The organism is Bacillus sp. IBL03825 (assembly GCF_024712505.1).
Classification (GTDB): Bacteria; Bacillota; Bacilli; order Bacillales; family Bacillaceae_G; genus Bacillus_A; species Bacillus_A wiedmannii.
Genome location: NZ_JAMXKE010000001.1, coordinates 4,850,366 through 4,874,148, shown reverse-complemented (window position 1 = coordinate 4,874,148; position 23,783 = coordinate 4,850,366). Strand labels below are relative to the sequence as shown.

33 protein-coding genes and 2 pseudogenes are annotated in these 23,783 nt (G+C 36.0%); 20 read left to right on the top strand and 15 right to left on the bottom strand.

Annotation, left to right across the window (positions count from 1 at the left end):
* Window positions 1–46 precede the first annotated feature (46 nt).
* On the top strand, window positions 47–778 hold the full coding sequence (locus tag NHG49_RS25230) for a MerR family transcriptional regulator (protein ID WP_064476287.1): 732 nt from the start codon (window positions 47–49) through the stop codon (window positions 776–778).
* Window positions 779–808: 30 nt separating this feature from the next.
* Here the strand turns inward: NHG49_RS25230 and NHG49_RS25225 are convergent, their stop codons facing one another.
* Window positions 809–1,387 carry a YhcN/YlaJ family sporulation lipoprotein gene (locus NHG49_RS25225; RefSeq protein WP_002191082.1) on the bottom strand — a complete coding sequence of 193 codons (579 nt, stop codon included), beginning with the start codon at window positions 1,385–1,387 and terminating at the stop codon, window positions 809–811.
* A gap of 115 nt (window positions 1,388–1,502) precedes the next feature.
* On the opposite strand from NHG49_RS25225, the gene NHG49_RS25220 reads away from it, so the two are divergent.
* Window positions 1,503–1,814, top strand: coding sequence for a YutD family protein (locus NHG49_RS25220; RefSeq protein WP_002008894.1), 312 nt, complete (start codon window positions 1,503–1,505; stop codon window positions 1,812–1,814).
* Between the two features lie 41 nt (window positions 1,815–1,855).
* Here the strand turns inward: NHG49_RS25220 and NHG49_RS25215 are convergent, their stop codons facing one another.
* The 3 genes from NHG49_RS25215 to glpX form a co-directional block, all read right to left on the bottom strand.
* On the bottom strand, window positions 1,856–2,353 hold the full coding sequence (locus NHG49_RS25215) for a hypothetical protein (RefSeq protein WP_064476288.1): 498 nt from the start codon (window positions 2,351–2,353) through the stop codon (window positions 1,856–1,858).
* Window positions 2,354–2,726: 373 nt separating this feature from the next.
* Window positions 2,727–2,993 (bottom strand): DUF3055 domain-containing protein, encoded by a 267-nt coding sequence (locus NHG49_RS25210; RefSeq protein WP_000392616.1) that lies wholly within the window; start codon window positions 2,991–2,993, stop codon window positions 2,727–2,729.
* 16 nt (window positions 2,994–3,009) lie between these two features.
* Complete coding sequence (gene glpX / locus NHG49_RS25205; protein ID WP_064476289.1) at window positions 3,010–3,981, bottom strand: class II fructose-bisphosphatase; 972 nt, start codon at window positions 3,979–3,981, stop codon at window positions 3,010–3,012.
* Between the two features lie 147 nt (window positions 3,982–4,128).
* On the opposite strand from glpX, the gene NHG49_RS25200 reads away from it, so the two are divergent.
* The 4 genes from NHG49_RS25200 to NHG49_RS25185 all read left to right on the top strand — a co-directional run bounded on the left by NHG49_RS25200 (window position 4,129) and on the right by NHG49_RS25185 (window position 6,806).
* On the top strand, window positions 4,129–4,569 hold the full coding sequence (locus NHG49_RS25200; RefSeq protein ID WP_064476290.1) for a DUF86 domain-containing protein: 441 nt from the start codon (window positions 4,129–4,131) through the stop codon (window positions 4,567–4,569).
* 86 nt (window positions 4,570–4,655) lie between these two features.
* Entirely contained in the window at window positions 4,656–5,288 is a 633-nt protein-coding gene (locus tag NHG49_RS25195) for a helix-turn-helix transcriptional regulator (protein ID WP_064476291.1), read from the top strand.
* A 107-nt stretch (window positions 5,289–5,395) separates the two neighbouring features.
* The gene (locus NHG49_RS25190) at window positions 5,396–6,160 is read left to right on the top strand and encodes a TIGR01457 family HAD-type hydrolase (protein WP_064476337.1); all 765 of its coding nucleotides are present in this window, start codon (window positions 5,396–5,398) and stop codon (window positions 6,158–6,160) included.
* Window positions 6,161–6,275: 115 nt separating this feature from the next.
* Window positions 6,276–6,806, top strand: a complete 531-nt coding sequence (locus NHG49_RS25185; RefSeq protein ID WP_064476292.1) for a hypothetical protein — start codon at window positions 6,276–6,278, stop codon at window positions 6,804–6,806.
* 32 nt (window positions 6,807–6,838) lie between these two features.
* Here NHG49_RS25185 and NHG49_RS25180 read toward each other — a convergent pair whose 3' ends face one another.
* Window positions 6,839–7,420: an NAD(P)H-dependent oxidoreductase gene (locus tag NHG49_RS25180; RefSeq protein WP_064476293.1), complete on the bottom strand. Its 582-nt coding sequence runs from the start codon at window positions 7,418–7,420 to the stop codon at window positions 6,839–6,841.
* A gap of 615 nt (window positions 7,421–8,035) precedes the next feature.
* Between NHG49_RS25180 and NHG49_RS25175 the strand changes: the two genes are divergently transcribed.
* On the top strand, window positions 8,036–8,515 hold the full coding sequence (locus NHG49_RS25175; RefSeq protein WP_088046861.1) for a GNAT family N-acetyltransferase: 480 nt from the start codon (window positions 8,036–8,038) through the stop codon (window positions 8,513–8,515).
* Between the two features lie 20 nt (window positions 8,516–8,535).
* Here NHG49_RS25175 and NHG49_RS25170 read toward each other — a convergent pair whose 3' ends face one another.
* A complete protein-coding gene (locus NHG49_RS25170) occupies window positions 8,536–9,027 on the bottom strand; it encodes a phosphatidylglycerophosphatase A family protein (protein WP_000665100.1) in 492 nt (163 codons plus the stop codon).
* A gap of 120 nt (window positions 9,028–9,147) precedes the next feature.
* Here NHG49_RS25170 and yutH point away from each other — a divergent pair, with 120 nt between their 5' ends.
* The gene (yutH, locus tag NHG49_RS25165; protein WP_000581260.1) at window positions 9,148–10,149 is read left to right on the top strand and encodes a spore coat putative kinase YutH; all 1,002 of its coding nucleotides are present in this window, start codon (window positions 9,148–9,150) and stop codon (window positions 10,147–10,149) included.
* A 58-nt stretch (window positions 10,150–10,207) separates the two neighbouring features.
* Here yutH and NHG49_RS25160 read toward each other — a convergent pair whose 3' ends face one another.
* Window positions 10,208–10,423, bottom strand: a complete 216-nt coding sequence (locus NHG49_RS25160; protein WP_064476294.1) for a hypothetical protein — start codon at window positions 10,421–10,423, stop codon at window positions 10,208–10,210.
* Between the two features lie 313 nt (window positions 10,424–10,736).
* On the bottom strand, window positions 10,737–10,973 hold the full coding sequence (locus tag NHG49_RS25155; protein ID WP_000431158.1) for a NifU family protein: 237 nt from the start codon (window positions 10,971–10,973) through the stop codon (window positions 10,737–10,739).
* Window positions 10,974–11,179: 206 nt separating this feature from the next.
* Between NHG49_RS25155 and NHG49_RS25150 the strand changes: the two genes are divergently transcribed.
* The 5 genes and pseudogenes from NHG49_RS25150 to phnA all read left to right on the top strand — a co-directional run bounded on the left by NHG49_RS25150 (window position 11,180) and on the right by phnA (window position 14,087).
* Complete coding sequence (locus NHG49_RS25150) at window positions 11,180–11,488, top strand: YuzD family protein (protein WP_048561653.1); 309 nt, start codon at window positions 11,180–11,182, stop codon at window positions 11,486–11,488.
* A 53-nt stretch (window positions 11,489–11,541) separates the two neighbouring features.
* Window positions 11,542–12,336, top strand: coding sequence for a nucleotidyltransferase domain-containing protein (locus tag NHG49_RS25145; protein ID WP_064476295.1), 795 nt, complete (start codon window positions 11,542–11,544; stop codon window positions 12,334–12,336).
* Between the two features lie 96 nt (window positions 12,337–12,432).
* A complete protein-coding gene (locus tag NHG49_RS25140) occupies window positions 12,433–13,110 on the top strand; it encodes a CPBP family intramembrane glutamic endopeptidase (RefSeq protein WP_088046863.1) in 678 nt (225 codons plus the stop codon).
* A gap of 119 nt (window positions 13,111–13,229) precedes the next feature.
* Window positions 13,230–13,511, top strand: a pseudogene (locus tag NHG49_RS25135) (DUF2628 domain-containing protein); the annotation flags it as partial.
* A 234-nt stretch (window positions 13,512–13,745) separates the two neighbouring features.
* Window positions 13,746–14,087 carry an alkylphosphonate utilization operon protein PhnA gene (phnA, locus tag NHG49_RS25130; RefSeq protein WP_000212737.1) on the top strand — a complete coding sequence of 114 codons (342 nt, stop codon included), beginning with the start codon at window positions 13,746–13,748 and terminating at the stop codon, window positions 14,085–14,087.
* Between the two features lie 92 nt (window positions 14,088–14,179).
* Here phnA and NHG49_RS25125 read toward each other — a convergent pair whose 3' ends face one another.
* The 4 genes from NHG49_RS25125 to NHG49_RS25110 all read right to left on the bottom strand — a co-directional run bounded on the left by NHG49_RS25125 (window position 14,180) and on the right by NHG49_RS25110 (window position 17,150).
* Window positions 14,180–14,977 (bottom strand): ABC transporter permease, encoded by a 798-nt coding sequence (locus NHG49_RS25125; protein WP_088046864.1) that lies wholly within the window; start codon window positions 14,975–14,977, stop codon window positions 14,180–14,182.
* A complete protein-coding gene (locus tag NHG49_RS25120; protein ID WP_076541849.1) occupies window positions 14,961–15,620 on the bottom strand; it encodes an ABC transporter ATP-binding protein in 660 nt (219 codons plus the stop codon). The genes NHG49_RS25125 and NHG49_RS25120 overlap by 17 nt, the downstream gene beginning before the upstream one ends.
* Window positions 15,621–15,674: 54 nt before the next feature.
* Complete coding sequence (locus NHG49_RS25115) at window positions 15,675–15,848, bottom strand: aspartyl-phosphate phosphatase Spo0E family protein (RefSeq protein WP_063222111.1); 174 nt, start codon at window positions 15,846–15,848, stop codon at window positions 15,675–15,677.
* 231 nt (window positions 15,849–16,079) lie between these two features.
* Window positions 16,080–17,150 (bottom strand): NAD(P)/FAD-dependent oxidoreductase, encoded by a 1,071-nt coding sequence (locus tag NHG49_RS25110; RefSeq protein WP_064476298.1) that lies wholly within the window; start codon window positions 17,148–17,150, stop codon window positions 16,080–16,082.
* A gap of 353 nt (window positions 17,151–17,503) precedes the next feature.
* Here NHG49_RS25110 and NHG49_RS25105 point away from each other — a divergent pair, with 353 nt between their 5' ends.
* The 3 genes from NHG49_RS25105 (at window position 17,504) to NHG49_RS25095 (ending at window position 19,248) form a co-directional block, all read left to right on the top strand.
* Window positions 17,504–17,743 (top strand): YuzB family protein, encoded by a 240-nt coding sequence (locus NHG49_RS25105; protein WP_000595025.1) that lies wholly within the window; start codon window positions 17,504–17,506, stop codon window positions 17,741–17,743.
* A 243-nt stretch (window positions 17,744–17,986) separates the two neighbouring features.
* On the top strand, window positions 17,987–18,853 hold the full coding sequence (gene dapF, locus NHG49_RS25100) for a diaminopimelate epimerase (RefSeq protein ID WP_064476299.1): 867 nt from the start codon (window positions 17,987–17,989) through the stop codon (window positions 18,851–18,853).
* 41 nt (window positions 18,854–18,894) lie between these two features.
* Window positions 18,895–19,248, top strand: coding sequence for a HesB/IscA family protein (locus NHG49_RS25095; protein WP_000573830.1), 354 nt, complete (start codon window positions 18,895–18,897; stop codon window positions 19,246–19,248).
* 146 nt (window positions 19,249–19,394) lie between these two features.
* Here the strand turns inward: NHG49_RS25095 and NHG49_RS25090 are convergent, their stop codons facing one another.
* Window positions 19,395–19,958, bottom strand: coding sequence for a GNAT family N-acetyltransferase (locus NHG49_RS25090; RefSeq protein WP_064476300.1), 564 nt, complete (start codon window positions 19,956–19,958; stop codon window positions 19,395–19,397).
* A gap of 255 nt (window positions 19,959–20,213) precedes the next feature.
* On the opposite strand from NHG49_RS25090, the gene NHG49_RS25085 reads away from it, so the two are divergent.
* From NHG49_RS25085 to NHG49_RS25075, 3 genes and pseudogenes are all read left to right on the top strand, one after another.
* Window positions 20,214–20,402: a hypothetical protein gene (locus tag NHG49_RS25085; RefSeq protein WP_064476301.1), complete on the top strand. Its 189-nt coding sequence runs from the start codon at window positions 20,214–20,216 to the stop codon at window positions 20,400–20,402.
* A gap of 84 nt (window positions 20,403–20,486) precedes the next feature.
* Window positions 20,487–20,576, top strand: a pseudogene (locus NHG49_RS25080) (O-methyltransferase); the annotation flags it as partial.
* 105 nt (window positions 20,577–20,681) lie between these two features.
* Window positions 20,682–21,035: a YxeA family protein gene (locus NHG49_RS25075; protein ID WP_064476302.1), complete on the top strand. Its 354-nt coding sequence runs from the start codon at window positions 20,682–20,684 to the stop codon at window positions 21,033–21,035.
* Window positions 21,036–21,062: 27 nt separating this feature from the next.
* Here NHG49_RS25075 and NHG49_RS25070 read toward each other — a convergent pair whose 3' ends face one another.
* Window positions 21,063–21,524 (bottom strand): 2-thiouracil desulfurase family protein, encoded by a 462-nt coding sequence (locus tag NHG49_RS25070; protein WP_064476303.1) that lies wholly within the window; start codon window positions 21,522–21,524, stop codon window positions 21,063–21,065.
* Window positions 21,525–21,601: 77 nt separating this feature from the next.
* Between NHG49_RS25070 and NHG49_RS25065 the strand changes: the two genes are divergently transcribed.
* A complete protein-coding gene (locus NHG49_RS25065) occupies window positions 21,602–22,483 on the top strand; it encodes a helix-turn-helix domain-containing protein (RefSeq protein WP_258126634.1) in 882 nt (293 codons plus the stop codon).
* Window positions 22,484–22,500: 17 nt separating this feature from the next.
* On the opposite strand, the gene NHG49_RS25060 is transcribed toward NHG49_RS25065, so the two are convergent.
* Entirely contained in the window at window positions 22,501–23,748 is a 1,248-nt protein-coding gene (locus NHG49_RS25060; RefSeq protein ID WP_064476305.1) for an MFS transporter, read from the bottom strand.
* Between the last annotated feature and the right edge of the window lie 35 nt (window positions 23,749–23,783).

The window sequence follows — 23,783 nt, the reverse complement described above, 5'->3', positions numbered from 1 at the left end:
TAACGTTGCGTCATACTTTATCGTATGTATTAAGGGGGAGATACACATGACAATGAAGGTAAAGGAAGTAGCTAATTTAGTTGGAATTAGTGTGCGCACACTGCATCATTACGATGAAATTGGGTTATTAACCCCAGACGAGACGACAGAGTCTGGATATCGTCTGTATTCCAATGAAAATTTAGAGACATTGCAGCAAATTTTATTTTTTAAAGAACTAGGCTTCCCTTTAAAGAAAATTAAAGAAATTATCATGAGTCCATCATTTGACCACGAAGAAGCACTACAGCTTCACAAGAAAATGCTTCTTGAAAAGCGTGCTAGGTTAGATAAAGTGATTGCGACGATTGATAAAACAATTCAGCATACAAAAGGAGAGATTGAAATGACGAATAAAGAGAAATTTGAAGGCTTCGATTTCAGCCATAATCCGTACGAAGAAGAAGCGCGTGAACGATGGGGAGACGCAGCTGTAGATAAAGCGAATGAATACGCGAAAGGTATGTCAAAAGACAATCAAGAAGAGTTTAATACGATTTATAGAAATTTGGCGGCGCTTAGACACGGCGCACCAGATTCTAAAGAGGCACAAGAAGCAATCGGGGTATGGTACGATTACTTGCAAAACTTCGGAGAATATTCATTAGATGCTTTTAAAGGACTCGGTCAAATGTATGTCGCTGATGAGCGCTTTACGAAAAATATCGATAAGTTTGGTGAGGGGTTAGCACAGTTTATGTGTGATGCGATGGAGGTTTATGCGGATTGTAAGAAATAGTAAAAAAGGTGGAGGTTTTCTCCACCTTCTTTATTTTTTTATCATATCATTCAAAGTCTGATCCCCCGTATTGTTCAAATGAGGATTTTTGCTCATTTCTCGCTTTAGCATATCAAGGCTTTGTGTATATTCTGTATCATTTAACGCGCCAGATTGAAGCCCTTGAATTTGAGAAATCAACTTTTGGTCTGTTGATACATATGCTTTATAATAGCGAGGGACGATGGACAAAGCAGCTTTATATACTTGATCTGCTACGAGTTTTGGATCCGTTGTGTTTGCACGGTATACAACAAATACTTCATCATCGGTAACGAGCGTAGCAGCGTTTGTAACGTCAGGAAGTTTGACTGTCATGCTTGTAATCATTTCAGCGACTTTCTCGCGGTTAATGGCTCCTACTTGTTTGTTAGATACTTCATGTTTTTGTTTAGATGAATAACCGACTCTTGTAAGCCGTGTATTTGTATTTTCCGTATGATACATGTCGTTTTTATTGGAAACAAGAACACGACTTCCTTCTTCACGTTCCATTTCGGCTTTATTCGTTGATTGACAGCCTGCAAATAAGGAAAGAGTGAGGAGAGAGAGTATAATTTGTTTTTTCACGATGTATCACCTCCTTCTCCATAGTATGCACTAATTTTCAATTTTTTGTATTTGAAATTGTTGGTTGGTATGCTTTGTGATACGATAAAAAGAAGAATGCTTAGAGAGGAAGTTAATGATGGAGCAAAAGCAAGAGCAAGAGATGCATGCTACGGTGAGCATTAATAATGTGCAGTACGAAGTAATTAAAAACTTTCGTGACGGTTTTAGTGAAGAAGCATTTAAAGAGCGTTATGCAGAAATTTTAAATAAATATGATTATATCGTTGGGGACTGGGGTTATGAGCAACTTAGATTGCGCGGTTTCTTTGATGATAGTAATCAACGTTCGACATATGATACGAAAATTAGTACGTTAACGGAGTATTTATACGAGTACTGTAACTTCGGTTGTGCACACTTTGTATTACGAAAAGTGAAGAAATAAAAAAATCCTCTTACGATTGTAAGAGGATTTTTTTTACTTGCTCACAAACAAATTGAAATAGAATCACCTTCAGAAAGTATTGCATTTGGTTTCATTTGTTGTCCGTTCAATTGAATATCCCCATTTTTAATTTTATCCACAATGCGTGTACGGCTCCAGTCAGAAATATATGTGGATAAAGCTTTATCGATTCGGTGGGAACCGAAAACGATATCTAATACGATTGTAATTTCAGCTACGCCACTTTCTTTATGATGTGTAATGGAAATGGTAGTAGTTGTTTCTGTTTGATCTTGCGTATTCATGTCGACTGTTTCCACATGATCAGTAAATGATTTATAAATACGAAGTTTTTGGTTCCAAGTATGATCTTTCGGACATTTATAAATGGCAAAACGATATATATTTTTTCCGTTGGCGTTATGCCTACGAATATTCGTGTCAGTAAATAGGGTAGTGCGTCTGCAATTTTTACAATACTTTTCGATTGTATTTTGCTCATTTTCATATAAACTCCAAGAAAGTTGTACTTTCTGCATTTTCCTTCACCTCTTATAGTAGTGGTAAAGGAACGTAATACAGCTATTTGGATGTCTTGTAGTATGAAGACATGAGAAATAGACAAAAATAAAAGGAGGTTCCCCAAAGAGGAACCTCCGTAAACATCATACTACAGATGCGTTACGTTCCTTTGTAATGGGAATGGGCAGATTACTCCCTTGAAAAAGCATGGTGCTTTTTTGAGAGTAATGCTATCCAATTGCTGGTCCATTACAAAGTAAATGTTGGCATACGTAGATAACGTCCTTTCTATCCAAATAGATTTATTCTTAATTATAACATAGAAGATTGAAAATTCAAAACTCTTATAACGGAAAAACACCAGCTAACATAGCTGGTGCCTACGATAAATTATATAAGTTCAAATAAAAATGAGCGTAGTTCTTCTGCAATTTCTTCAGTCATCGAAAATGCATGCTCTAAGTAGCCTGGTTCGTTTAAATCGTCAGGACCGATGATTGCAAATCTATTGCGCTGCATATCAAGGACAATTGTTTTACCGTAATGACGATCGGAGTATAAAAGCGCTAAATCATGACGCTCATTTTCTCCCATAAAGCTAACGAAACGAGTTCTTGTAGCGACTGTATCGTCGTACAGAAAGAAACGTTCTTCCATACACATGGCTCCTTTATTAAATATCTAAGTTTAAGTGTGGTTTATGATCTAAATGGTGATGCGTTTTAATGAATCGTACCGTTCTTGTTTTGTAACGCATAACGATAGAATATGTTTCAGCTAAATCTCCGCCAAGGAATTTCACACCGTCTAATAACTCACCAGCAGATACACCAGTTGCTGAGAAGATTGCATCATCCCCAGATACTAAGTCATCTAACATAAGCAGTTGACGAGGATCTTCTAATCCCATTTCACGACAACGAGCTTCTTCTTCTTCGTTCATTGGAACTAAGCGAGCTTGCATTTCACCTTCAAGGCATTTTAATGCTGCTGCAGAAATAACACCTTCTGGAGCTCCGCCAATACCTACGAATAAATCAATACCCGTTCCAGGTAGTGCTGTTGCGATTGACGCACCAACATCACCATCACCAAATAACTTTACGCGTGCACCTTTTGCACGAACACGTTCAATAATATCTTGATGACGTTCACGTTCTTGCACGATAACTGTTAGATCGCGAATCTTTTTATTGTTAGCTTCTGCTACAATTTCAATTGTTTTTTCAATTGGATCATCTAAGCTAATTTTACCAGCTGCTTTTGGACCAACCGCGATTTTTTCCATGTACATATCAGGAGCATGAAGAAGGTTTCCTTTATCGGCGATTGCGATAACTGCCATTGCATTTGCAAGACCTTTTGCAACGATGTTTGTACCTTCTAATGGGTCAACGGCGATGTCTACTTCTGGACCGTTACCTGTTCCTAGTTCTTCACCAATATACAACATCGGTGCTTCATCAAGTTCTCCTTCACCGATTACAACTGTACCTGCCATGTTTACTGAATCAAACATATCACGCATTGCTGTAGTTGCTGCATCATCTGCTTCGTTTTTCTTTCCGCGGCCCATCCACTGTGCGGATGCTAATGCTGCTGCTTCTGTTACACGGACAATTTCTAGTGCGAGTTCACGTTCCAAGATTCCATTCCTCCAATTTCAAAAATCATACAAATATAACTATAACAAATAACGGAGAAAAGGTGAATTCGAAAAATTGTCGATTTTTTCAGAAGAAAGCGTTACAATTAAAATGTAAATGCTTTAATTTCCAGGTAGGTGACATTCATGTATTTTGTAGACAGAAAGAAAATAGAACAAATGCTAGTATGTTTAGAACGAGCAACAAGTACATTTCAAGAGAAAAAGATATATGAAACCGAGTTTGAATTTTACGCATTAGAACGCATAGCCCATCTAATTATTGATTGTGTATTAGATGTAGGGAATGCGATGATTGATGGATTTATTATGCGCGATCCAGGAAGTTATGAAGATATTATCGACATTTTGATGGACGAGCGAGTGATAAGTGCAGAAGAAGGAAGAGGAATGAAAGAAATTATCCTTCTTCGAAAAATGCTTACGCAAGATTATATTCAAATGAATCATGATGAATTATATAAGACGATTCAAAAACATATTGCAGTGGTAGAGAAATACCCAGCAAATATTCGCAGTTATTTAGAGAAGGAATTAGGACCTGTATCTGCATTTGTACCAGAATAATTATGCTTATAAGATCCCCAGGACTATCTTTTGGGGATCTTATATTGTATGTGAGAAAGTAAAGGGAGAAGGGAGAAGGGTGAAGCATGGGGGAAGCACGTACGACGAAAGATGAAATTGTGCAATTGTTGAAAGTAAAGGGAGAGCACACGGTAGCGGAATTAGCTGATGTTTTAGAGATTACAGAAATGGCGATTCGAAGACATTTAAGTAATCTTGAGAAAGATGGTTTCATTTATTCTAAGATGGTAAGACAACATGTCGGAAGACCAACTTATTTGTATGGATTAAGTGAAAAGGGAGAAGATACATTCCCGAAAGAGTATAAGCAATTTGCGATTGATATGCTAGAAGATTTAGCTCGAATGGGTGATGAAAAAATACTTAGTCACATTTTAAAAGAGAGAACGAAGCGAATGGAAGACCAGTTGCAAAAGCGAGTGAGTAATCAGAAGAGTTTAGCATATAAAGTGCAAGAGATAGCAGCTATGCAAGAGAAAAATGGTTATATGGTTCAAATAAAGAGAGATGGAGAGAACTCTTTCGTAATTGAAAAACAAAACTGTCCGTTAAAAGAAATTGCAGAGAGATTCCCGCAAGTATGCGAAGATGAAAAAGAGATGTATAATCGTTTATTTGCAGGAGCAGATGTAAAGACGTTGGCAAACATGTGTGAGGGCGATTGTAGTTGTTCTTACCAAGTAAAAGAGAAAAAATGAACGTTATGGGGCGCTTTAAGGTAAAGCGTTTTTTTCTTTGGAAAAAGCGGGTAATATAAGAGTGGTATGATAGGTGAGAACGTTAGCATAGAAGGAGAGACATAATGATGTATAAAGGTTACTTAATTGACTTAGACGGTACGATGTATCGCGGAGAAGAACAAATTGAAGAAGCAAGCGACTTCGTAAAAGCATTAGGAGAGCGCGGCATTCCTTATTTATTCGTTACGAATAATTCGACGCGTAAACCAGAACAAGTGGCAGAAAAACTTGTTCGTTTCGATATTCCAGCGGAAGCAGAGCAAGTATTCACAACGAGTATGGCGACAGCGAACTTTATTTATGAACGTAAACAAGATGCAAAGGTATATATGATTGGTGAAGAAGGCTTACATGATGCGCTTGTGGAAAAAGGGTTTGAACTTGTGGATGAAAATCCTGATTTCGTTGTTGTTGGTTTAGATCGTGACATCACATATGAAAAATTAGCAAAAGCTTGTCTTGCTGTGCGTAACGGCGCAACGTTTATTTCTACAAATGGAGACATTGCCATTCCGACTGAGCGCGGATTATTACCAGGTAACGGTTCATTAACATCAGTTGTAGCAGTATCAACAGGTGTGGAGCCAATCTTTATCGGAAAACCAGAATCAATCATTATGGAACAAGCGTTAAAAGTGCTTGGGATAGGAAAAGATGAAGCATTAATGGTTGGGGATAACTACGATACAGACATTTTAGCGGGAGTAAATGCTGGCATGCATACGCTTCTTGTCCACACTGGAGTCACAACTGTGGAGAAGTTAACAGAATATGAAGTACAACCAACGCAAGTTGTGCATAACTTGACGGAGTGGATTGAGAAGATGTAATGAAAAACAGGTAACCGGAAGTGGTTACCTGTTTTTTTATGCATAATTGCATATGTGCTATTGTTATATAAAATGTAAAATTTATATGTAATGATATTGAGGGGAGGGAATTAGAGTGTACTGGATGTCATGTATTATGTTTGTTTTTACATTATGTGTTTTATTTTTTGTTCTATGGAAGATATATAAAATAAATGAAATGAAAAAAAGTGTGGGAAAACTTATTGCAACATATCCACGAGTGAAGAGACGTTGGATTGCATTACTTGGACCAGCATATTTCATTGGACAATGTATGTATATATATGCTCAGTACGTAAGTGGCGATATTGATACAGCTGAACAGTTTCTTATTCAGTCGGGTAGTTATGTTGTAGCAAGTTGTTTTATGACTTTAATAGCTATCCATCTTATTAAAAGTGTACAAATATATGAAAAAGGTGTAGTAGACGGATTAAACTTTTATTCATACGAAGAATTAAAAGGCTATAAAACATCGACATGGGAAAATCCAAAAGAAAATATATTTTTATATCGCGGGCGAGAAAAAATGAATGACAATGTGAATTTACTTATTAGACAGGAAGATATGAATGAATTAGAAAGCATTCTTCAAAGATATATTCCGAAATTAATGATGAAATAAAAAACTCCGGTTTTAACAACCGGAGTTTTTTATTAGAATGCACGATTTACTACCTCTTTCACTTCTTCAAGATATTGTTTACGCACATTATCATCCACAGAAGGAACACTCGTATAGAATGTATGCTCAATTGTTTCAATGCCTGTAAACTCAAAAATACCAACATCCGCTGTTTTCTTCATTGCTTCAAACATACCGCCTGCTGTGTATGCTTCTTTCGTATTTCCCATTGTGGATAATAATAATCCTTTTTTACCGCTTAATAACTTTTCAATACCATTTTCACCGTAAGCATAAGCGAAGCCATGGCTAAATACACGGTCAACGTATCCTTTTAAAATAGCAGGAAGTCCCGCCCACCAAACTGGATAAATGAATGTAATGCTATCGGCCCAAGAGATGTGCTCTTGCTCTTCTTTAATATCTTCTGGTGTATTTCCTTGAGAAAATGAGATGAAATCGGAAGCGCCTAATACTGGATTGAAGTTTAATTCGTATAGATCACGAACGCGTACTTCATGACCTTTTTCTTCTAATTCACTTTTTACCGTTTCTAAAATTGCATGGTTGAAGCTTTCTGTATTTGGGTGTGCATAAACGATTACATGTTTCATTGCTCTTCCTCCTATTTGTGGATATGTGAATAGTTTTTTATTTATGTAACTATTATGGTTACTTCTTTTGCGGAAGTCAAATGATACATATGTATAAAAAGACGGCAAAAATCGTCTTTCTATACCCCACTCATACAAAGAACAAAGAAAACAAATAAAATGATGACAATACCAATGCCGAAATTAAATACGAGAGTACTATCCATATTATGTAACCTCCTTATTTGAAAGTAAAAAGCACTCTAGCCAAGAGTGCTTTTTTTATTTTGAGTCTACTTCAAAACTTTGAGAAAAGGGTTCATGCATGTAAAGAGTTACATTATTTTATGTGTTTATATGTTGAAATGAGTAAGTCCTTGTGAGATATAAAAAAAAGACACTCTTTCGAGTGTCTTTCATGATGACAAAATGTGCCAATTGCTTGAGTTTGATAAGGCGCTAATATCCGTTTTAACGCCTTTTCTTTGATCAAGAAGTGTAGCAACAGCGATTCAAATAAATTGTACCATTTGTTTCATAGGTGTGCGTATGTAATTATGCATATTCCAATTAGAGGGAAATGAGGCGCGAAAAATGAATGAGTATATATAGAATATTTGATTAGGAGAGAGAAGGATGGATATACATAAGTTAACGGTAGCAGAAGCAAATGAGATAAATACGTGGACGTATGAAGAACCTTATGATTTGTATAATTTTTCAGGAGAGGAAGAAGCAATAGAAGAATTATTAGATGGGACGTATTATGGCTGTTGTGACGATAAGGGAGAGTTTATCGGCTATTTTTGTTTTGGGGAAAATGCACAAGTACCAGGTGGAAGAGATGCTCATTTATATGGTGGAGAAGATGTAATTGATATCGGACTTGGCATGAAGCCAGCGTTAACAGGGAAAGGGCTGGGTAACATATTTTTTCAAGCTGGGATAGCCTTTGCAGCGAAAGAATATAAGCCGAAGATGTTTCGACTTAGTGTAGCGACATTTAATACAAGGGCGATTACGCTATATAAAAAAATAGGTTTTCAACAAGGTCCTATTTTTTTAAGCCGCGGAAGAGAATTTATGCTCATGGAATATGAAAGACCGTCAGTATGAAACTGACGGTCTTTCATATTTTATTCCGAATGCTCAGCTCTATGCGCTAAGCGGCTTGAAGCAGCGGCAGCAATTCCGCCAACGATATCATCAAGGAATGTATGCACCTTTCCAGATGATTTATCATTTAAGAATTCTAAAATACCAGGTTTTAATTTATCGATATATCCAAAGTTCGTGAAACCGATAGAGCCGTACACATTAACGATAGAAAGTGCGATCACTTCATCAATTCCGTATAAGCCTTCATCACGTTTTACGATATCTTGTAACGGCTCACTTAACATTCCTTTTTCAGCAAGAACATCGAGTTCGATACCAGTAATCAGTGCGTTTTGTACTTCACGTTTTGATAATACACGCTCAACGTTATAACGGCATTCTGACATCTCTAAATTTGGATGATATTTTTTTTGAAGAAAATGAACAAGCTCAGCAATATCGTCAATTGTTACACCGCGCTCTTGTAATAGTTGTAATGCTCTTTCTTGTAGTTGATTTGATTCTTTCATGTTTATCACCTTTTTTTCTTTTTAGTATTTGTATACGTTTCGTTGCTTTATCATGTGCATAGGCATGAAAGGCGAGCACAAGCTCATATATATAAAGAAAAACCATAGGTGGCGACTGCGATGATTCATCATATTTATGAGCATTATCACATGCATGTTAAAGAATTAATCCCCCTTGGCCCCTATAAAAGCTTTTGGATTCGCAACAAAATTTATGTACTTGTTCCAATTGGAGAAATGGAGGAAGAAGTACTTGTAGAGATGAAAAAGCTCAGTGACTATATGAACCAGCAAGGGGATATAACTGTAGCGACTTTCGTTCCGACTATACACGGCTACTATGTATGTGAGATAGAAGAACAAAATTACTGCTTATTAAAAGGTATGCGTGCGTTAGAACGACATGCTACATCATTAGGAAGTGAGCTTTCTATATTCCATAAACGAGGCGCATTCTTTCCAGAAGAAATCGAGCAATTAAGCCGCATTGGTGAATGGAAAGCGTTATGGGAAAAAAGACTCGACCAATTAGAAAAGTTTTGGCAATCACAAGTGATGAACCACCCTACAGACGTATTCGATCAATTGTTTATTGAATCCTTCCCGTATTACTTAGGAGTTGCAGAAAATGCAATTCAATATGTTGTTGATACAGAGATGGATGATACGCCGCAAATGACTGATGCAGCAACAATTTGCCAAGAACGATTCACACCTTTATTATGGCATCAAACGAAGCGCCTCAAACTTCCTTTTGATTGGGTGTATGATCACCCAACTCGAGATATGGCAGAATTAATCCGCTATATGATGATAGAAAAAAAGAAAGACTGGGAGCAAACAATCGTTCAATTTGTTACAGACTATGAACGAAATTATTCGCTATCCTCTTTTGGTTGGCGCTTATTATTTGCAAGGCTCCTGTTCCCACTTCACTATTTTGAAACAGTCGAACGATATTACCAAACAGGAAATGAAGAACAAAAAAGCATATATAGAGATCGCTTAGAAGCCATTTTACACGATGTGAACCGCTCTGAGCAATTTATGAAGCACTTTTATGGATCACTTCGTTTACCAGTTGATAAGTTAGGTATTAGGAAATTAGATTGGCTATCTTAAAATAAAAAAGAGACCGGGTGAGGTCTCTTTTTTTTATACTACAATTGTATGTAATACATTATGCCCCTACCTGTTGATCTGTACATATATTTAAAATGAATTGATGTCTTTCGATTTTTTCATTTACTTTACTCAATAATTCTTGCTGGATTTCTTTAAATAAAAATTGATAGCTTGTATTCCATGTTGGTATAACGGATGAAAGGTCTAATAAATATTCTTTTTTCTTTTCTAGTTCTTGAATTGTTAAAAAAGTGTTTCCCATTCTTGGCATGTGTCGTCCCCCTATGTTTTTTTCTGTATATGTGTGAACGATTCTATAGTATTAATTATCTCACTTTTTGAGAAGGATTTCCAATTTTGTTTTATGATGTTAAAGGAGAAGTGTTATTTGAATAAAAAAAGAGACCCATTTGGGTCTCTTCCTAGGAAGCGATTCTGAACGAGCTGCTTCCGCTTTTAGATTAATATCTAGCTTCAGCGGCTAGAACAGTCGGCCATTTCGCGCCTTCCTGTGAGGCAAAAAGCGCCTCTTCGTCAGGAGCTCCAATGACCTCCTGTTCTGAATGAGCCGCTTCCGCTTTTAATTAAAATACTTGTTCTACTTCAATAACGCCTGGTACTTCTTCAAGTAATGCGCGTTCGATACCAGCTTTTAGTGTGATTGTAGAACTTGGGCAGCTTCCGCAAGCACCCATAAGGCGTAATTTTACGATACCTTCTTCAATGTCTACTAATTCAACGTCTCCGCCATCGCGAAGTAAGAATGGACGTAATTTATCTAATACTTCTAGTACTTGTTCTTCCATATGTGGGTTTTCCATTTTTATCGACTCCTTTCATCAGTTTTATTATAATCAAGATAGAGGGGAAAATCTATTTTTTCTGTTCTTGTTTTAATGTCGAAATTTTTTATCATGTTTATAACGTGTTTTTTCAGTATAGGGGTAGGGAATAAGTTTGTAAAATGATGTGCTTATGTACTAAGACATCTGAATATACTGTTGAAACAAGAAGCGGGGGAGAAGAAATGGTTAATGTGCAAGTGTATGGGACGAAAGTAATTTGTGCAAGCTGCGTTGGAATGCCATCTTCAACAGAAACGTTTGAATGGTTACAAGCGGCAATTGGGCGTAAATATGAAGGACAAGAAAATAAATTTAATTTCGAGTATATTGATTTTCAAGAAAAACAAGAAGATGAAGATAAAAAAGCATTCGCAGAGCGCGTAGTGGAGGAAGATCTATTTTATCCAGTCGTTCTTGTAAATGGAGAAGTTGTTGGAGAAGGAAATCCTCGTTTGAAGGATGTTTACGAAGAAATCGAGAAATATTTATAAAACAGGAAGCCTTTGCGAATTCGCAAAGGCTCTTTTTTATTGGAGGGATAGATGTGAAAAATGGAGTGAAGTATGCGTTACCAACGGAAGTACAACAGTTAATGGAGCGGTACACAGTAGAATTAAAAGAAATTTTTTTGGACGAAAAGATAGTCGGGGTATATATTTACGGCTCCATCGCACTTGGTGCATTTCATGCAGAAACGAGCGATGTTGATTTTGTTACGGTAATAAGTGATTCTGTGAATGAAGCTGAAAAACAGCAACTTGTAGAACTTCATAAGAAACTTAGTGATAGTACGTTAGGTAAAAGAATGGATGGTATGTATATTCCGCTTGCTGATTTAGGAAAATACAATGATGAAATGAATGAGTACGTGTATTGTGCAGATGGTAAAGCAAATATAGGTCATTGGGATATTAATGCGGTCACATGGTGGACGTTAAAAAATCAAGGTATTACAGTTACTGGGAAAGAAGCTGAAGATCTTTCGTTTCAAATAAGGTGGGACGATGTAGTAAATACGATGAAATACAACGTAGAACAATACTGGAGTGAAAAAGCAAAGCAGCCATATTTATTTTTCGTAGAAGAGTGGGTAGAATCAGCTGTCGTTACGATGGGCCGTATTTTATATACACTGGATCATAAAACAATCGTTTCAAAAGATAGTGGATTGCAATACTTGTTAGAACGTTCAGCGGAAGAATGGGGGCTTTTATTAAAAGAAGTAGCGAGAATACGGCAGAATCCAAAAGAAAAGCGAATGCTCTCAAGGTGGAGAAGGGCAGATATGACGAGGAAGTACTTACTGCATTTAATTGAAACATGTAGAGAGAAATGGTAGGAAAAAAACAGATGATACATTAGATTGTATCGTCTGTTTTTGTGTTAGAATTGGTATATAATGGATTAAAAGGTTTAATTATACTGGAGGGATAGGATGAATACAGAATTAGCTACATATGAAGAAAAGAATGTACAAATGAGTATGCGCGAAGTAATTAGTATGATAATAATTATTTTTGGAGTCATGTATGGAATTGATTTTTTGAACATTATATATGACTCTTCCTTATATCCATGGTATGTAGATTATCTTATTCCGCCTTTAACATTTCTTACTATTATTTTAATATACTCACCAGTAAGAAATTACTGTGCACATTTATTAAAATCAATACAGTTCAATAATTTTAAGCATTATGTAACGATAGTAATGACGATGATCGTACTGCTTATATATCTTGCGGTATTAAATTTAGTTTTACCACATGGGCTTGGTGTGAATGAATCTAATATAGTAATAGAGCCTACTAAAAGTGAAATCATTTTATACGTAGTTGTACTCACAATTTTCGCACCGATTTGGGAAGAACTTTTATTTCGGGGGATGTTTTTCACAAAATTATCTCAGCGCTTTTCTACACTTACTAGTATTGTTATAAGTGCTTTTATATTTACTTTAGGGCATCCACTTACTTTAGGTGGTGTTTTATATATTTTTGGTGGTGGTATATGTTTAGCCTACACTTATAAGAAAACAAATAATTTACTCGTTCCATGGGTAATTCATTTATTCAATAATTCATTTTTTATATTAGTAAATTTTCAACTGTAAAAAGACGCCTTTTTGAAAAGGGCGTCTTTCGTATTTTGGAGAAATGGATTTACATGTACTGTGTAGAGGTAAGGTAATACGAAATATAGATAGTTTCATGTGAAACATTTTTATTATCAAATATACAAAATGTCGTTCGCTAAAGTAGTGAAGGTGTTACTTTAGAGATTATGACAGATGATCCAACTTGGAAGTTTGTGAAGAAAGAAAAAGATTATGACGTAGTAGAGTTTACTGGTTATGATTATACAGAGAAGAAAAATGTGAAAATAAAATTTGCTGTTTATTTTAGTGAAGACTATTTTGAATGGCAAGAAGTATATGAGAATAATAAAAAGTTAAGTGAAGAAGAGTTAGAAGAGTATCAATTTTATATTGAAGAAAATAGTTGGAGTTTCTAGTGAAAACTCGTTCATTTTGAAAAGAAGAATCCTGTGAAGGTTCATTTTTTTTATTGGAAACACCATACGAATTGAAAATTTGTAAAATACAATAATAAATGAGAATTCCAGGTAGGCTTGTCAATAACGTAAGACTATGGCACTATAAAGAAATGCTGTACAAATTTTATTTATCGAGATGTAAACATCAATTTTGATTTTTACGTATAAATAATGAACGGAGGAAATGAATTTATGGCTACTTTACCAAATTGTCCAAAATGTAATTCAGAATATACGTATGAGGATGGCGTTCTATTCGTATGTCCAGAATGTGCTCATGAGTGGGGCCAAGAAGCAGAAGCTGAAAATAATGATGGTGCAAAAGTTGTAAAAGATGCAAACGGAAACGTTCTTCAAGATGGCGATGCTGTTACTGTCATTAAAGATTTAAAAGTAAAAGGAACTTCTTCAGTTGTGAAGATCGGTACGAAAGTAAAGAGTATCCGTCTAGTTGATGGCGATCACGATATTGATTGTAAAATCGACGGTTTCGGAGCTATGAAGTTAAAATCACAGTTCGTTAAGAAGGCGTAAGTAAAAAGAGGAGGCGATTAGCCTCCTCTTTTTTATTGTCATTTTTTATCGGTAAGTCTATATAATTTTATTTACCGTGAACAGTGCAACATTTACCGCGCACCATAGTCAATTTCTTTTAACTGACACCGTTTATTAAAGAATGTTTTATATCCAAGCTGTAAAAAGATAATGACAGCAAAGGCAGTACTCCCAGAAATACCGAGTATGATGGCGATTTGATATTGAATGGCTGTAAATGGTGATACACCAGCTAAGATTTGACCAGTCATCATGCCTGGTAGGCTTATAATTCCCATTCCGACCATGGAGTTGATTGTTGGCAAAATAGCAGAGTCAAAAGCGTCACGTATGAGCGGAGCAGTTGCTTCTTTCGGTGTTGCACCGAGCATAAGTGCTCCTTCAATTTGACCTCTTTGCGATTTCATATTGTTTAAGAACGTATTTGCACCGAGAGAAACACCTGTCATTGCATTTCCAACTAACATTCCTGTAATCGGAACGATATATTGCGGAGCATACCAAGGATCATGCCCGATAATAACAAAGATAAATAGTAGAAGTGGCCCGATTGATCCGGCAACCATGGAAAGCGCGGCTACTCGTTTTAAGTCTTTTGACATCGGGATGTTAACTCGTTTATAAATATTAAAAATGGCAAAGGTAGTAATAGAAGTAATAAGAGCAATTGTATAAAATGGATTACTATTTTCAAATACGTATGTAAGGACATATGCAACAAGTACGAGCTGAATCGTCATACGGAATGTTGCGAGCGCAATTTGTTTTTCACGCGGTATTCCTTTTAATTTTATAAGACCTATTAAAATAAGAATAAAAATATATGCAGCGGCAAGTTGCCAAATTTGGAGTTCAATAACGCCCTTCAACTGAGAGCACTTCCTTTCTAGTTGCACCGTTTGTTTTGCTAATTTCAATAATATCGTCTGCAATTTCTTCTGGAAGTTGTTGTGAGTGTGTGATGAAGATAACTGTTTTTTTCTTTTCTTTTGCTAGCATAGTAAATTGTTTCATAACGCGGCGTTCTGTATCGCTATCTAGTGCCGAGGTTGGTTCATCTAATAAATAAACAGGTGGATCCATAAGTACGATACGTGCAAAAGCAAGTCGCTGTTTTTCTCCGCCTGATAATGAATCGGCGTTGTCTTCTAAATTTTTTTCTAAGCTAACAGTCGTTAGTGCGCCTCGCAAAATATCATCATTTGGAAATGGTTTTTCAGAAAGACGAAGTCCCATTAATAAATTGTCTTTAATCGTTCCATCAAAAATAGGTGGAGTTTGCCCAAGCATGACTACGTCACGTCGTAATTGAATAGGAGGATAATCAGAAATCAGCTTTCCGTTATATTCAATTGTACCGGATGTTGGAGATTGTAAATCATTTAGCATGCGAAGCAATGTACTTTTTCCGCTCCCACTCTCACCGATAATACATGTGATTTTTTCTTTTTGAATCTGTAAATAAGGAATGTGTAGTATATCTTTGTATGTAACGTCTTTTAATATAAACATAAATGGCTCCTTTCTGATTCTATTTATATCGTATCAAAAAAGAGAAGATAACGGTTATAAAGAGCAACGTTTTTTCTTCGTCTTGAGTTTTATTAATAAGTTAAGTAAACGATCTAATTCTTGACTGAAAGAAATCACTTTATCATGAGTGAATCCGTACTTTTCAACGAGATAGATCAATTCTTTCTTCTTTACTTCTATTCGATTGTTTAGTTTCGTTAAGTTCATAAGTGAAATGGAATACCTCCTGTAAAAGTGTTTACAACATAAAAAAATAAGACCGAATGACTTCGGTCTTAAAGGAAATAAAAAAACTTATAAATAGCATACACTGTTCATCGATAGTTTTTAATATAAAAATGAAAAATAAATCATTATCCATATTGAGAAAGATGTGTCTGAAAATTATATTGTAACTCATAAAAGAGGCTGCCTACTTAGTAGACAGCTTGTAAAGTATTAACCTTTATGATATTTATACATCCAAAGAAGACCGGATTTTAATAATCTCGGTACACGTCCCATTAATGGTTGGTTTGCAAGTAAACCGAAGCCGTGCTTCTTACCAAGAGAGCCGAGAACACCTTTTAATTTGATTACAGGTAGTTCGTCAGGAAGTGGTTCATTGTTCCAACGTTTTAATAATATTTGGACAATTTGCTCTCCTTGACCTTCAGCAAGTTGTGCAGATGGAGCGTGTGGAAGTGCTGCGCAATCTCCTACAACATACACGTGCTCGTTATTTGGAATATTGTGATATTTTGTTAAAACAACCCGTCCGCTACCATCTTGTTCAACTGGAAGGTTTCGAACAACTTCATTTGCTTGAATACCAGCTGTCCAGACGATTGCATCACATTCAAGTGGTTCATCGTGGTTGTACACAATATTTGGTTCTACTTTTGTAATGTTAGCGTTTCGTATAATAGTAACCTTATGTTTTACGAACCATTCTTCTACGTATCTACTTAATTTCTCTGGATATGGGAATAGAATTCTATCTTTTCGATCAAATAAGTGAATTTTTAAATCAGAACGGCTTTCGCGAAGTTCACTTGCAACTTCAACGCCACTTAATCCAGCGCCAACGACAGCTACTGTTGCGTTTGGTTCTAGACTATTTAATTGTTCATATGTCTTACGTGTTTGTTCAATCGATTGTAGGCTATGTGTATATTCCTTCGCCCCAGGAACGTTATGATATTTATCCTCACAGCCAAGACCGATAATTAAATCATCATATTGGATCGCTTCGCCGCCATCGAGATGAACAGCTTTTTCTTCGAGATCAATATTTGTTATTGTGCCGTATTGAATATTGAGGCGTGGGTGCTCGGGAAACGGTATACGAATATGTGTTTCTGAAATAGTACCCGCAACTAATGCATAATATTCAGTTTTGAAGCAATGATATGGTACTTTGTCGATTAATGTCACTTGTACATCATCTGGAAGTTGGTTGCTTGGAAGTAGCCTCTGCAGAATTCTCATTCCACCGTAGCCGCCACCTAGTATTACGAGGTGTTTCATGATGGATTACCCCTTTTCTGTTGAAATATCCCCTAATCATACAATTTTATATTAATAAAATATTTCGACTTTACTCAATCAAATTATATCGAATTTGTGAACAAATAACAATGCATGAATGAATACTCTGTTGTACAATAAGAAGAAAAGTAAAGTAAACTGTTTTTCCTTTTTAGTTACTATTTCATTGCAGGTAGCATGTTATATAAAATAAGACCATCTACTTTGAAGTGAAATAGTGAAGTAACTAAATAGTTTAGAATGTATAACGAAAACAACAAGAGACAGCTTAGTTTTCTTCTTAATAGATAGAGTCAGAAGGTAATTTGTTTTGTAGTACAGGGGGGAGAATTTTGATTAAACCATTAATTGAATTTTGTGTAGGTAACCTTGCGAGTGGATCACAAGCAGCTTTAGAGAAATTAGAAAAAGATCCGAATTTAGATGTAATGGAGTATGGTTGTTTAGGATATTGTGGCATTTGTTTTGAAGGACCGTTTGCACTTGTAAATGGTGAAGTAGTACAAGGTGCTACAGTAGAAGAACTGGTCAATAATGTATATGATTATTTGGATGAAAATCCAATGTTTTAAGGTGTTGCAATCAGCAGCACCTTTTTCTTTTTCTATTAGATAAAATTTTCTTTCCCGGGGGAGGATAATATTGTATATAAATAAAAAAGGCCCTTGTAAAAGGGCTTTTTTCTTACACAATTTGTGCAAGAATGGCTCATCGCCAAATGTTGTCAAATATGAGAAACGGGGGACATTCATATTGTGTTCTAAAAGCGTGCATTTTATACTTAAAATAACAAACTATTTTTGGAGTGAATACAAATGAGCCGATTTTCTTTTACAAAAATGCATGGTCTTGGCAATAGTTATATATATGTAAATATGTTTGAAGAACAAATTCCGGAAGAAGATTTAGCTCTTGTGGCGGAAAAGGTTTCCAATATTAATACTGGTATTGGAGCAGATGGGATGATTTTAATTTGTCCATCTGACGTAGCTCCGGTGAAAATGCGCATGTTTAATAATGATGGTTCAGAAGGAAAGAGTTGTGGTAACGGTTTACGATGCGTAGCGAAATATGCGTATGAGCATAAACTAGTAGAAGAAACAGTTTTCACAATTGAAACGTTAGCTGGTATTGTAACAGCGGAAGTAACGGTAGAAGAAGGGAAAGTTACATTAGCAAAAATCGATATGGGAGCACCGCGTTTAACACGTGCAGAAATACCGATGCTTGGTGAAGGTGAAACACCATTTATTCGTGAAAACTTCTTATACAATAATCATCGCTATGCATTTACAGCTGTTTCAATGGGGAATCCGCATGCGGTTATTTTTGTTGATGATGTAGAACAAGCGCCTCTTACAACACTTGGTCCAGTCTTGGAGACACATGAAATGTTCCCAGAGCGAGTAAATGTTGAATTCATCGAGATTTTGAATGATGCAGAGATGAACTTCCGCGTTTGGGAACGTGGATCTGGTGTAACACAAGCTTGTGGAACAGGGGCGTGTGCTGCAGTTGTAGCCTCTATTTTAAATGGGAAAATGGAACATGGTAAGGAAATTACAGTTCATTTAGCTGGCGGCGATTTAATGATTGCATGGACAGAAGAAGGCAATGTGTTAATGAAAGGACCAGCAGAAGTAATTTGCCGCGGAGTGTATGAGTACAAGATAGAAGCGTAAAGATGTATAATAGAATGAGAACAGAAAGGATGGTGTATTTCATGATTGAAGTAACAGAACAAGCAGCTTTTCAAATTAAAGATATGTTAAAAGATGCTGAAGATGGAGAGAAGTACGTGCGCCTTGCTGTACATGGCGGCGGATGTACGGGCCTTTCTTACGGCTTAGGATTTGAAGTAGAACCAAAAGAAGACGACACAGTTCTTGAGTTTTTCGGTGTTGAATTTGTTATCGATACAGAAAGTGCTCCAATTGTTAAAGGAGTAAAAATTGATTATAAACAATCTATGCTTGGCGGCGGATTCACAATCGACAATCCAAACGCAATCGCATCATGCGGATGTGGATCATCTTTCCGTACAGCGACGAATGCTGGTAAGCCAGAAGAGTGCTAAGTTTTTAGCAGAAATAGAGAAAGACCTTTTTAGCGATGAAATAAAATCGTTAAGGAGGTCTTTTCTTTTGTCGTAAAAAATCAAAAACGTCGCCTTCCCAATTTAGAAACCGACTTTAAGATATGTTGCACAACGAATGTTAAAATCTAATTTATTTTTGCATAGATGCAAGTATCAGTTAGTTGTTTGCCGTCAGCTGAAAGATCTTCATTACGTAATGTCCCTTCAAGCTCAAAACCTAGTTTTTCAGGGATTGCACGACTTTTCGTATTATTACGTTCACATCGTATTTCAATCCTTCTAAATTTGAATAACTGAAATCCAAAGTTTATTAACGCACTTACTACTTCTGTCATATATCCATTACCACTAAATTGCGTGTTAATCCAGTATCCAATTTCACATTTAGAAACCTTCCAATCGATTTCGTGAAGGCTAGCCGTTCCAATAAAATCATTCGTCTCCTTATGGTAGATAAGATAGCGAAAGCTTTCTCTTTTCAAAAAATCTATATGCGCATTTCTCAGGAGAATTTCGGTTTCTTCAACAGTAGGAATTGACTGGAATAAAAGTAGCCATTGCTTTAATTCACGAATGGAATCTTTAATAGCTTCGTGTACGATATTCCCTTCACCAGCTTGAAGTGGTGCCCGAAGAATGAGTCTGTCTGTTTCTATTTGTAACGGAACATCCAATAAAATAGGGTTCATAGTATTTCTCTCCTCGAAAACTTTAAATTAGGACATATAAAAACTTTCGCTCGAAAGCTAGAAAACAATAAGTATATATTCAATTCATCATTTAGAAATCCCTTTTCATATATTGAAGACGAAACTGCCAGTTGGTACAAAAAATAGCCGCTAAAGTAGCTTTAAGTTGTTCAACTTATGCATTATTATTTATTTGAGCTTCTTTTAAAGTTCTCTTTGTTTGAGTTATATTTGAAGGGTAGAAAGAGGAGATATATGCTGGAAGATATTTTTGAATTTATATTGAAGTACGTTATAGGTTCTATTTTTAGAGTTATAAGATACCTTGTGATAGATATTATAATAGAATGCATAATAGAAGGTGTAATAAACGGTATAAGGAAATTACGTGATAAAATCTGTGATAAGTGGCGAAACTGGCGTGAAAGACGTTATTGGCGGTAATAGGTACATAAAAAATTGGCAGTAAAGAGATAGAGGATAAAAAGCCTTAAGGGGGATGATTAATTCAGTTCCCTTAAGGCTTTTTATAACGAAGTAGTAGCAACTCATCCAAGTTTAGAATCCGTACTCAGTCCAATTGGTGACGGAATGACGGTTTCTAAAGTGAAGAAATAATGATTATCTTACAAAAGTGTAATGTTCATGTCATGTTTTTGAATTTCTTCTTTAAAGCTTAGGCTTTAAGATAACAATATAAGAAAAACACATGAGGTGAAGGAAATGAAAAGATATATTGCACTTTTTAGTATTTTAGTTGTATTTGCAAGTCTATTAGTTGGTTGTGATTTAAATCGTATGGGTAAAGACGAGTATTACGTTCAAATTACAGTAGATGGAAAAGAGTATAATGGTAAATCTGATAATGGTGAGCCGTATAAAAATTACGAATATAAACTAAATGGTTTTGATAAAGACGGGAAAGAAAAAGAATTAGAATTTAATGCACAAAAAAATCTTCGTAAAGAAGCATTCTTACGTGTATATCACTCAAATAAAAAAGGTGTATCAGCTTGGGAAGAAGTAAAGAAAGATGAGCTTCCTGCGAAAGTGAAAGAAAAATTAGGTGCAAAATAAGAAAGAAAAAGGAATTGACGAACAGGGTCAATTCCTTTTTATATTCTCGAAATCCTCTTCTGAAATGACTTTCAATCCATGTCTTTTGAATAAAGCAGTTGTTACCCCGTAACCAGTTTGTTTATTCCCGTTAAATTCTCCAGTGTAAATCGTAGAACTACCACAAGATGGACTGCGTTCCTTTAAAATAATATATTCTGGATGTAAATCTTTCATTTGTTCTAGAGCTTTATAAGCACCGCTCACGAAAGCTTTTGTAACATCTTCACCGTCTTTTGTTATCACTTTCGCTTTCCCATCTAAAACATCATCGCCATTCCCGCCAATAATTTCAGCTGAAGGACGAGGCGTTGGTAATCCTCCTAATACTTCAGGACAAATGAGGACTGTATCTTCTTGTTGCAGTAGCTCCTCTATTTTTGAAACGAGATTGTCATTTCCATCATACCGACAAGCGATACCACCTAAACAAGCGCTAATTACGATCATATTGTCACCTCCAAAAAAATTTAAAATATCACGCCAATTTTGCTTCCTGACTCTTACCTATAAATGAGGTGATAAAAATGGGAAGCTTATATAATTTAATGAAACCATATAGTGAATTTCGAAGTAAAGAAGAGTTTAATACATATCAAAGACAAATTTTGAAGTGCTATCGATTTGAATTAAATAAAACGGATACTACCATCATTCATTTTTTAGGAAAGTATGCGGTGAATGAGAAACAGAAAACAGTGGGAGTTGCTTGTCCGTTAATGGAGACGATTGCTACAAAAGTTGGAAAGAGCATTCGTACAGTACGCCGCTCAATTGCAAAGTTAGAGGAACTAGGAATTATAAAGCGTGTTGCGACAAAAGAAAGACATAAGCGCGGCGGATATAGTGCGAACTTATATGTATTTCTTACATCTGCAATTGACCGCATGGATGACCGTATGAAACTGTCCGCATGTGAAAGTGAGGATCGTGTAGATGGCTGTAGTAAAAATGAGCAAAAAAGTGAAGGGGAAACAATTATTTTTAAAAACATTCCACAAATAAAAGAGAATAGAAAAGAAACGTACGAACTTGATGAGACGTATTGCCGTCACGATATACCGAAGCCTTTTATATACGCACTTGTGCCAATGACGCGTAATCCGAAAAAGATTAATATATTTTGGAGTAAGGTGGAACTTGCATATAAAAAGAGCGGGTTACTAGAGCAAGGTGTTTTACTGGAGCAAATATTAGCTGATGAAGAAGTGTATGGAAATTTCATTTGGCGAGTAAAGAGTGTTGTGAGAGCGTATAAATACGGGGAAATCCGTAAAAATGTTAAGGCGCTCTTATATAGTACAGTGCGGGATCTATTTTTAGAGGTTGGACTAGAATGGGGAGCAGCTGTGAGAAGAAGGAAGGGGATACTGTTATTTGATCCGTTTAAAAAGGAGCCATGCGTATAACACATGACTCCAAGTAGTTAATCAAACTTTCTTACAACTGGAACACGAATCGCTACAAAGAGTACGAAGACGATAACGGCGATTGCACCGCTTTTCATAACGGTTACGATTGGAAGTCCTATTGCAAGTGCGATTGATGTGAATGCATAAGAAAGCGGGATAAAGCCCATTGATGAGAGCATAAGTAAACTCATTACGCGTCCCATCATTTCTTCTTTTACTGTCGATTGAATCATCGCCATAAGCGGAACGATAGCCATTGCAATTGTAATACCGTAAAACATGCCAGCTAATAATGCTTGCCAAAGTACGGTGCTAAAGTTGATTGATAAGAAGAATACACCAGACAGTAGCATCATGATAATACAAAATAGACCGCGTCTACGATTAATATTTTTTAAACCGACAATGACAGCGCCTATTGCCATTCCGCCTCCTACAGATGCTTCTAAGTAACTGAACTGAAGCGAGTCACCGTGCAGAACATTTTTAACGAAAAGCGGGAAACCAACTTGCATCGGACCGATTAAAAATAAGTTTAAAAAGGCGCTACAAAGAAGGAAAGTTGAAAGGAATGGTGATTCCTTTACATATAAAATTCCTTCTTTAATAGAAGTGAACATGCCTTTGTCTGTATTTTGCTGTTCTGGCATCGTAAATTGTATTTTTTGAACGAGTATGGCTGCGACAATTAGTAATAAAATCGTGATCGAAAAGATCGTCTCATAGTTCGTAAATTTGATAAGAATTCCGCCCAGTACAGGGCCTAAGATGACCGATGCTTGATTTGACATTTGTGTAAGTGAGTTTGCTTGTGTTAAACGGCTTTTTTCTACAAGTTCAGGCAAGATAGATCCATCAGCTGACCAGAAAAAAGCATCAGCAAGCCCAAAGAATAAAGCGAATAAAGCAAATGTATATAGTGTTACATCACCTACGATGAACCATGTAAGGATGGTTGCGACAAGAATAGCACGAATAATATTAGAGTAAAACATAATGTTTTTTTTCGGGAATTTATCAGCTACAGCACCGCCGATAATCATAAAAATAAGCCTTGGAACACTAAGAGCTACGAAAACAACACCGAGTGAAGCCTCAAGGTTTAATGTTTTTGCTATGTACCAGGTTTGTGAAAAAGTAAAAAAGGCTAAGGCAAAACTTGAAAAGAGTGTAGCTGCCCAAAGGAAAAGGAAATTTGTATTTTTTAATAACGGTTTCGCATTTTCTTTTAAAGCAGATTTATTTTGTTGTAGTTCCTCCATATTGCTTCCTTTCTATGTGACAAATTTAAACTAAA

What these genes read in the sequence shown, in the direction of transcription:
- NHG49_RS25230 (WP_064476287.1), top strand. Translation starts at nt 47, where the DNA reads ATGACAATGAAGGTAAAGGAAGTAGCTAATTTAGTTGGAATTAGTGTG.
- NHG49_RS25220 (WP_002008894.1), top strand. Translation starts at nt 1,503, where the DNA reads ATGATGGAGCAAAAGCAAGAGCAAGAGATGCATGCTACGGTGAGCATT.
- NHG49_RS25215 (WP_064476288.1), bottom strand. Translation starts at nt 2,353, where the DNA reads ATGCAGAAAGTACAACTTTCTTGGAGTTTATATGAAAATGAGCAAAAT.
- NHG49_RS25210 (WP_000392616.1), bottom strand. Translation starts at nt 2,993, where the DNA reads ATGGAAGAACGTTTCTTTCTGTACGACGATACAGTCGCTACAAGAACT.
- NHG49_RS25200 (WP_064476290.1), top strand. Translation starts at nt 4,129, where the DNA reads ATGTATTTTGTAGACAGAAAGAAAATAGAACAAATGCTAGTATGTTTA.
- NHG49_RS25195 (WP_064476291.1), top strand. Translation starts at nt 4,656, where the DNA reads ATGGGGGAAGCACGTACGACGAAAGATGAAATTGTGCAATTGTTGAAA.
- NHG49_RS25190 (WP_064476337.1), top strand. Translation starts at nt 5,396, where the DNA reads ATGTATAAAGGTTACTTAATTGACTTAGACGGTACGATGTATCGCGGA.
- NHG49_RS25180 (WP_064476293.1), bottom strand. Translation starts at nt 7,420, where the DNA reads ATGAAACATGTAATCGTTTATGCACACCCAAATACAGAAAGCTTCAAC.
- NHG49_RS25175 (WP_088046861.1), top strand. Translation starts at nt 8,036, where the DNA reads ATGGATATACATAAGTTAACGGTAGCAGAAGCAAATGAGATAAATACG.
- NHG49_RS25170 (WP_000665100.1), bottom strand. Translation starts at nt 9,027, where the DNA reads ATGAAAGAATCAAATCAACTACAAGAAAGAGCATTACAACTATTACAA.
- yutH (WP_000581260.1), top strand. Translation starts at nt 9,148, where the DNA reads ATGATTCATCATATTTATGAGCATTATCACATGCATGTTAAAGAATTA.
- NHG49_RS25160 (WP_064476294.1), bottom strand. Translation starts at nt 10,423, where the DNA reads ATGCCAAGAATGGGAAACACTTTTTTAACAATTCAAGAACTAGAAAAG.
- NHG49_RS25155 (WP_000431158.1), bottom strand. Translation starts at nt 10,973, where the DNA reads ATGGAAAACCCACATATGGAAGAACAAGTACTAGAAGTATTAGATAAA.
- NHG49_RS25150 (WP_048561653.1), top strand. Translation starts at nt 11,180, where the DNA reads ATGGTTAATGTGCAAGTGTATGGGACGAAAGTAATTTGTGCAAGCTGC.
- NHG49_RS25140 (WP_088046863.1), top strand. Translation starts at nt 12,433, where the DNA reads ATGAATACAGAATTAGCTACATATGAAGAAAAGAATGTACAAATGAGT.
- phnA (WP_000212737.1), top strand. Translation starts at nt 13,746, where the DNA reads ATGGCTACTTTACCAAATTGTCCAAAATGTAATTCAGAATATACGTAT.
- NHG49_RS25120 (WP_076541849.1), bottom strand. Translation starts at nt 15,620, where the DNA reads ATGTTTATATTAAAAGACGTTACATACAAAGATATACTACACATTCCT.
- NHG49_RS25115 (WP_063222111.1), bottom strand. Translation starts at nt 15,848, where the DNA reads ATGAACTTAACGAAACTAAACAATCGAATAGAAGTAAAGAAGAAAGAA.
- NHG49_RS25110 (WP_064476298.1), bottom strand. Translation starts at nt 17,150, where the DNA reads ATGAAACACCTCGTAATACTAGGTGGCGGCTACGGTGGAATGAGAATT.
- dapF (WP_064476299.1), top strand. Translation starts at nt 17,987, where the DNA reads ATGAGCCGATTTTCTTTTACAAAAATGCATGGTCTTGGCAATAGTTAT.
- NHG49_RS25095 (WP_000573830.1), top strand. Translation starts at nt 18,895, where the DNA reads ATGATTGAAGTAACAGAACAAGCAGCTTTTCAAATTAAAGATATGTTA.
- NHG49_RS25090 (WP_064476300.1), bottom strand. Translation starts at nt 19,958, where the DNA reads ATGAACCCTATTTTATTGGATGTTCCGTTACAAATAGAAACAGACAGA.
- NHG49_RS25085 (WP_064476301.1), top strand. Translation starts at nt 20,214, where the DNA reads ATGCTGGAAGATATTTTTGAATTTATATTGAAGTACGTTATAGGTTCT.
- NHG49_RS25075 (WP_064476302.1), top strand. Translation starts at nt 20,682, where the DNA reads ATGAAAAGATATATTGCACTTTTTAGTATTTTAGTTGTATTTGCAAGT.
- NHG49_RS25070 (WP_064476303.1), bottom strand. Translation starts at nt 21,524, where the DNA reads ATGATCGTAATTAGCGCTTGTTTAGGTGGTATCGCTTGTCGGTATGAT.
- NHG49_RS25065 (WP_258126634.1), top strand. Translation starts at nt 21,602, where the DNA reads ATGGGAAGCTTATATAATTTAATGAAACCATATAGTGAATTTCGAAGT.
- NHG49_RS25060 (WP_064476305.1), bottom strand. Translation starts at nt 23,748, where the DNA reads ATGGAGGAACTACAACAAAATAAATCTGCTTTAAAAGAAAATGCGAAA.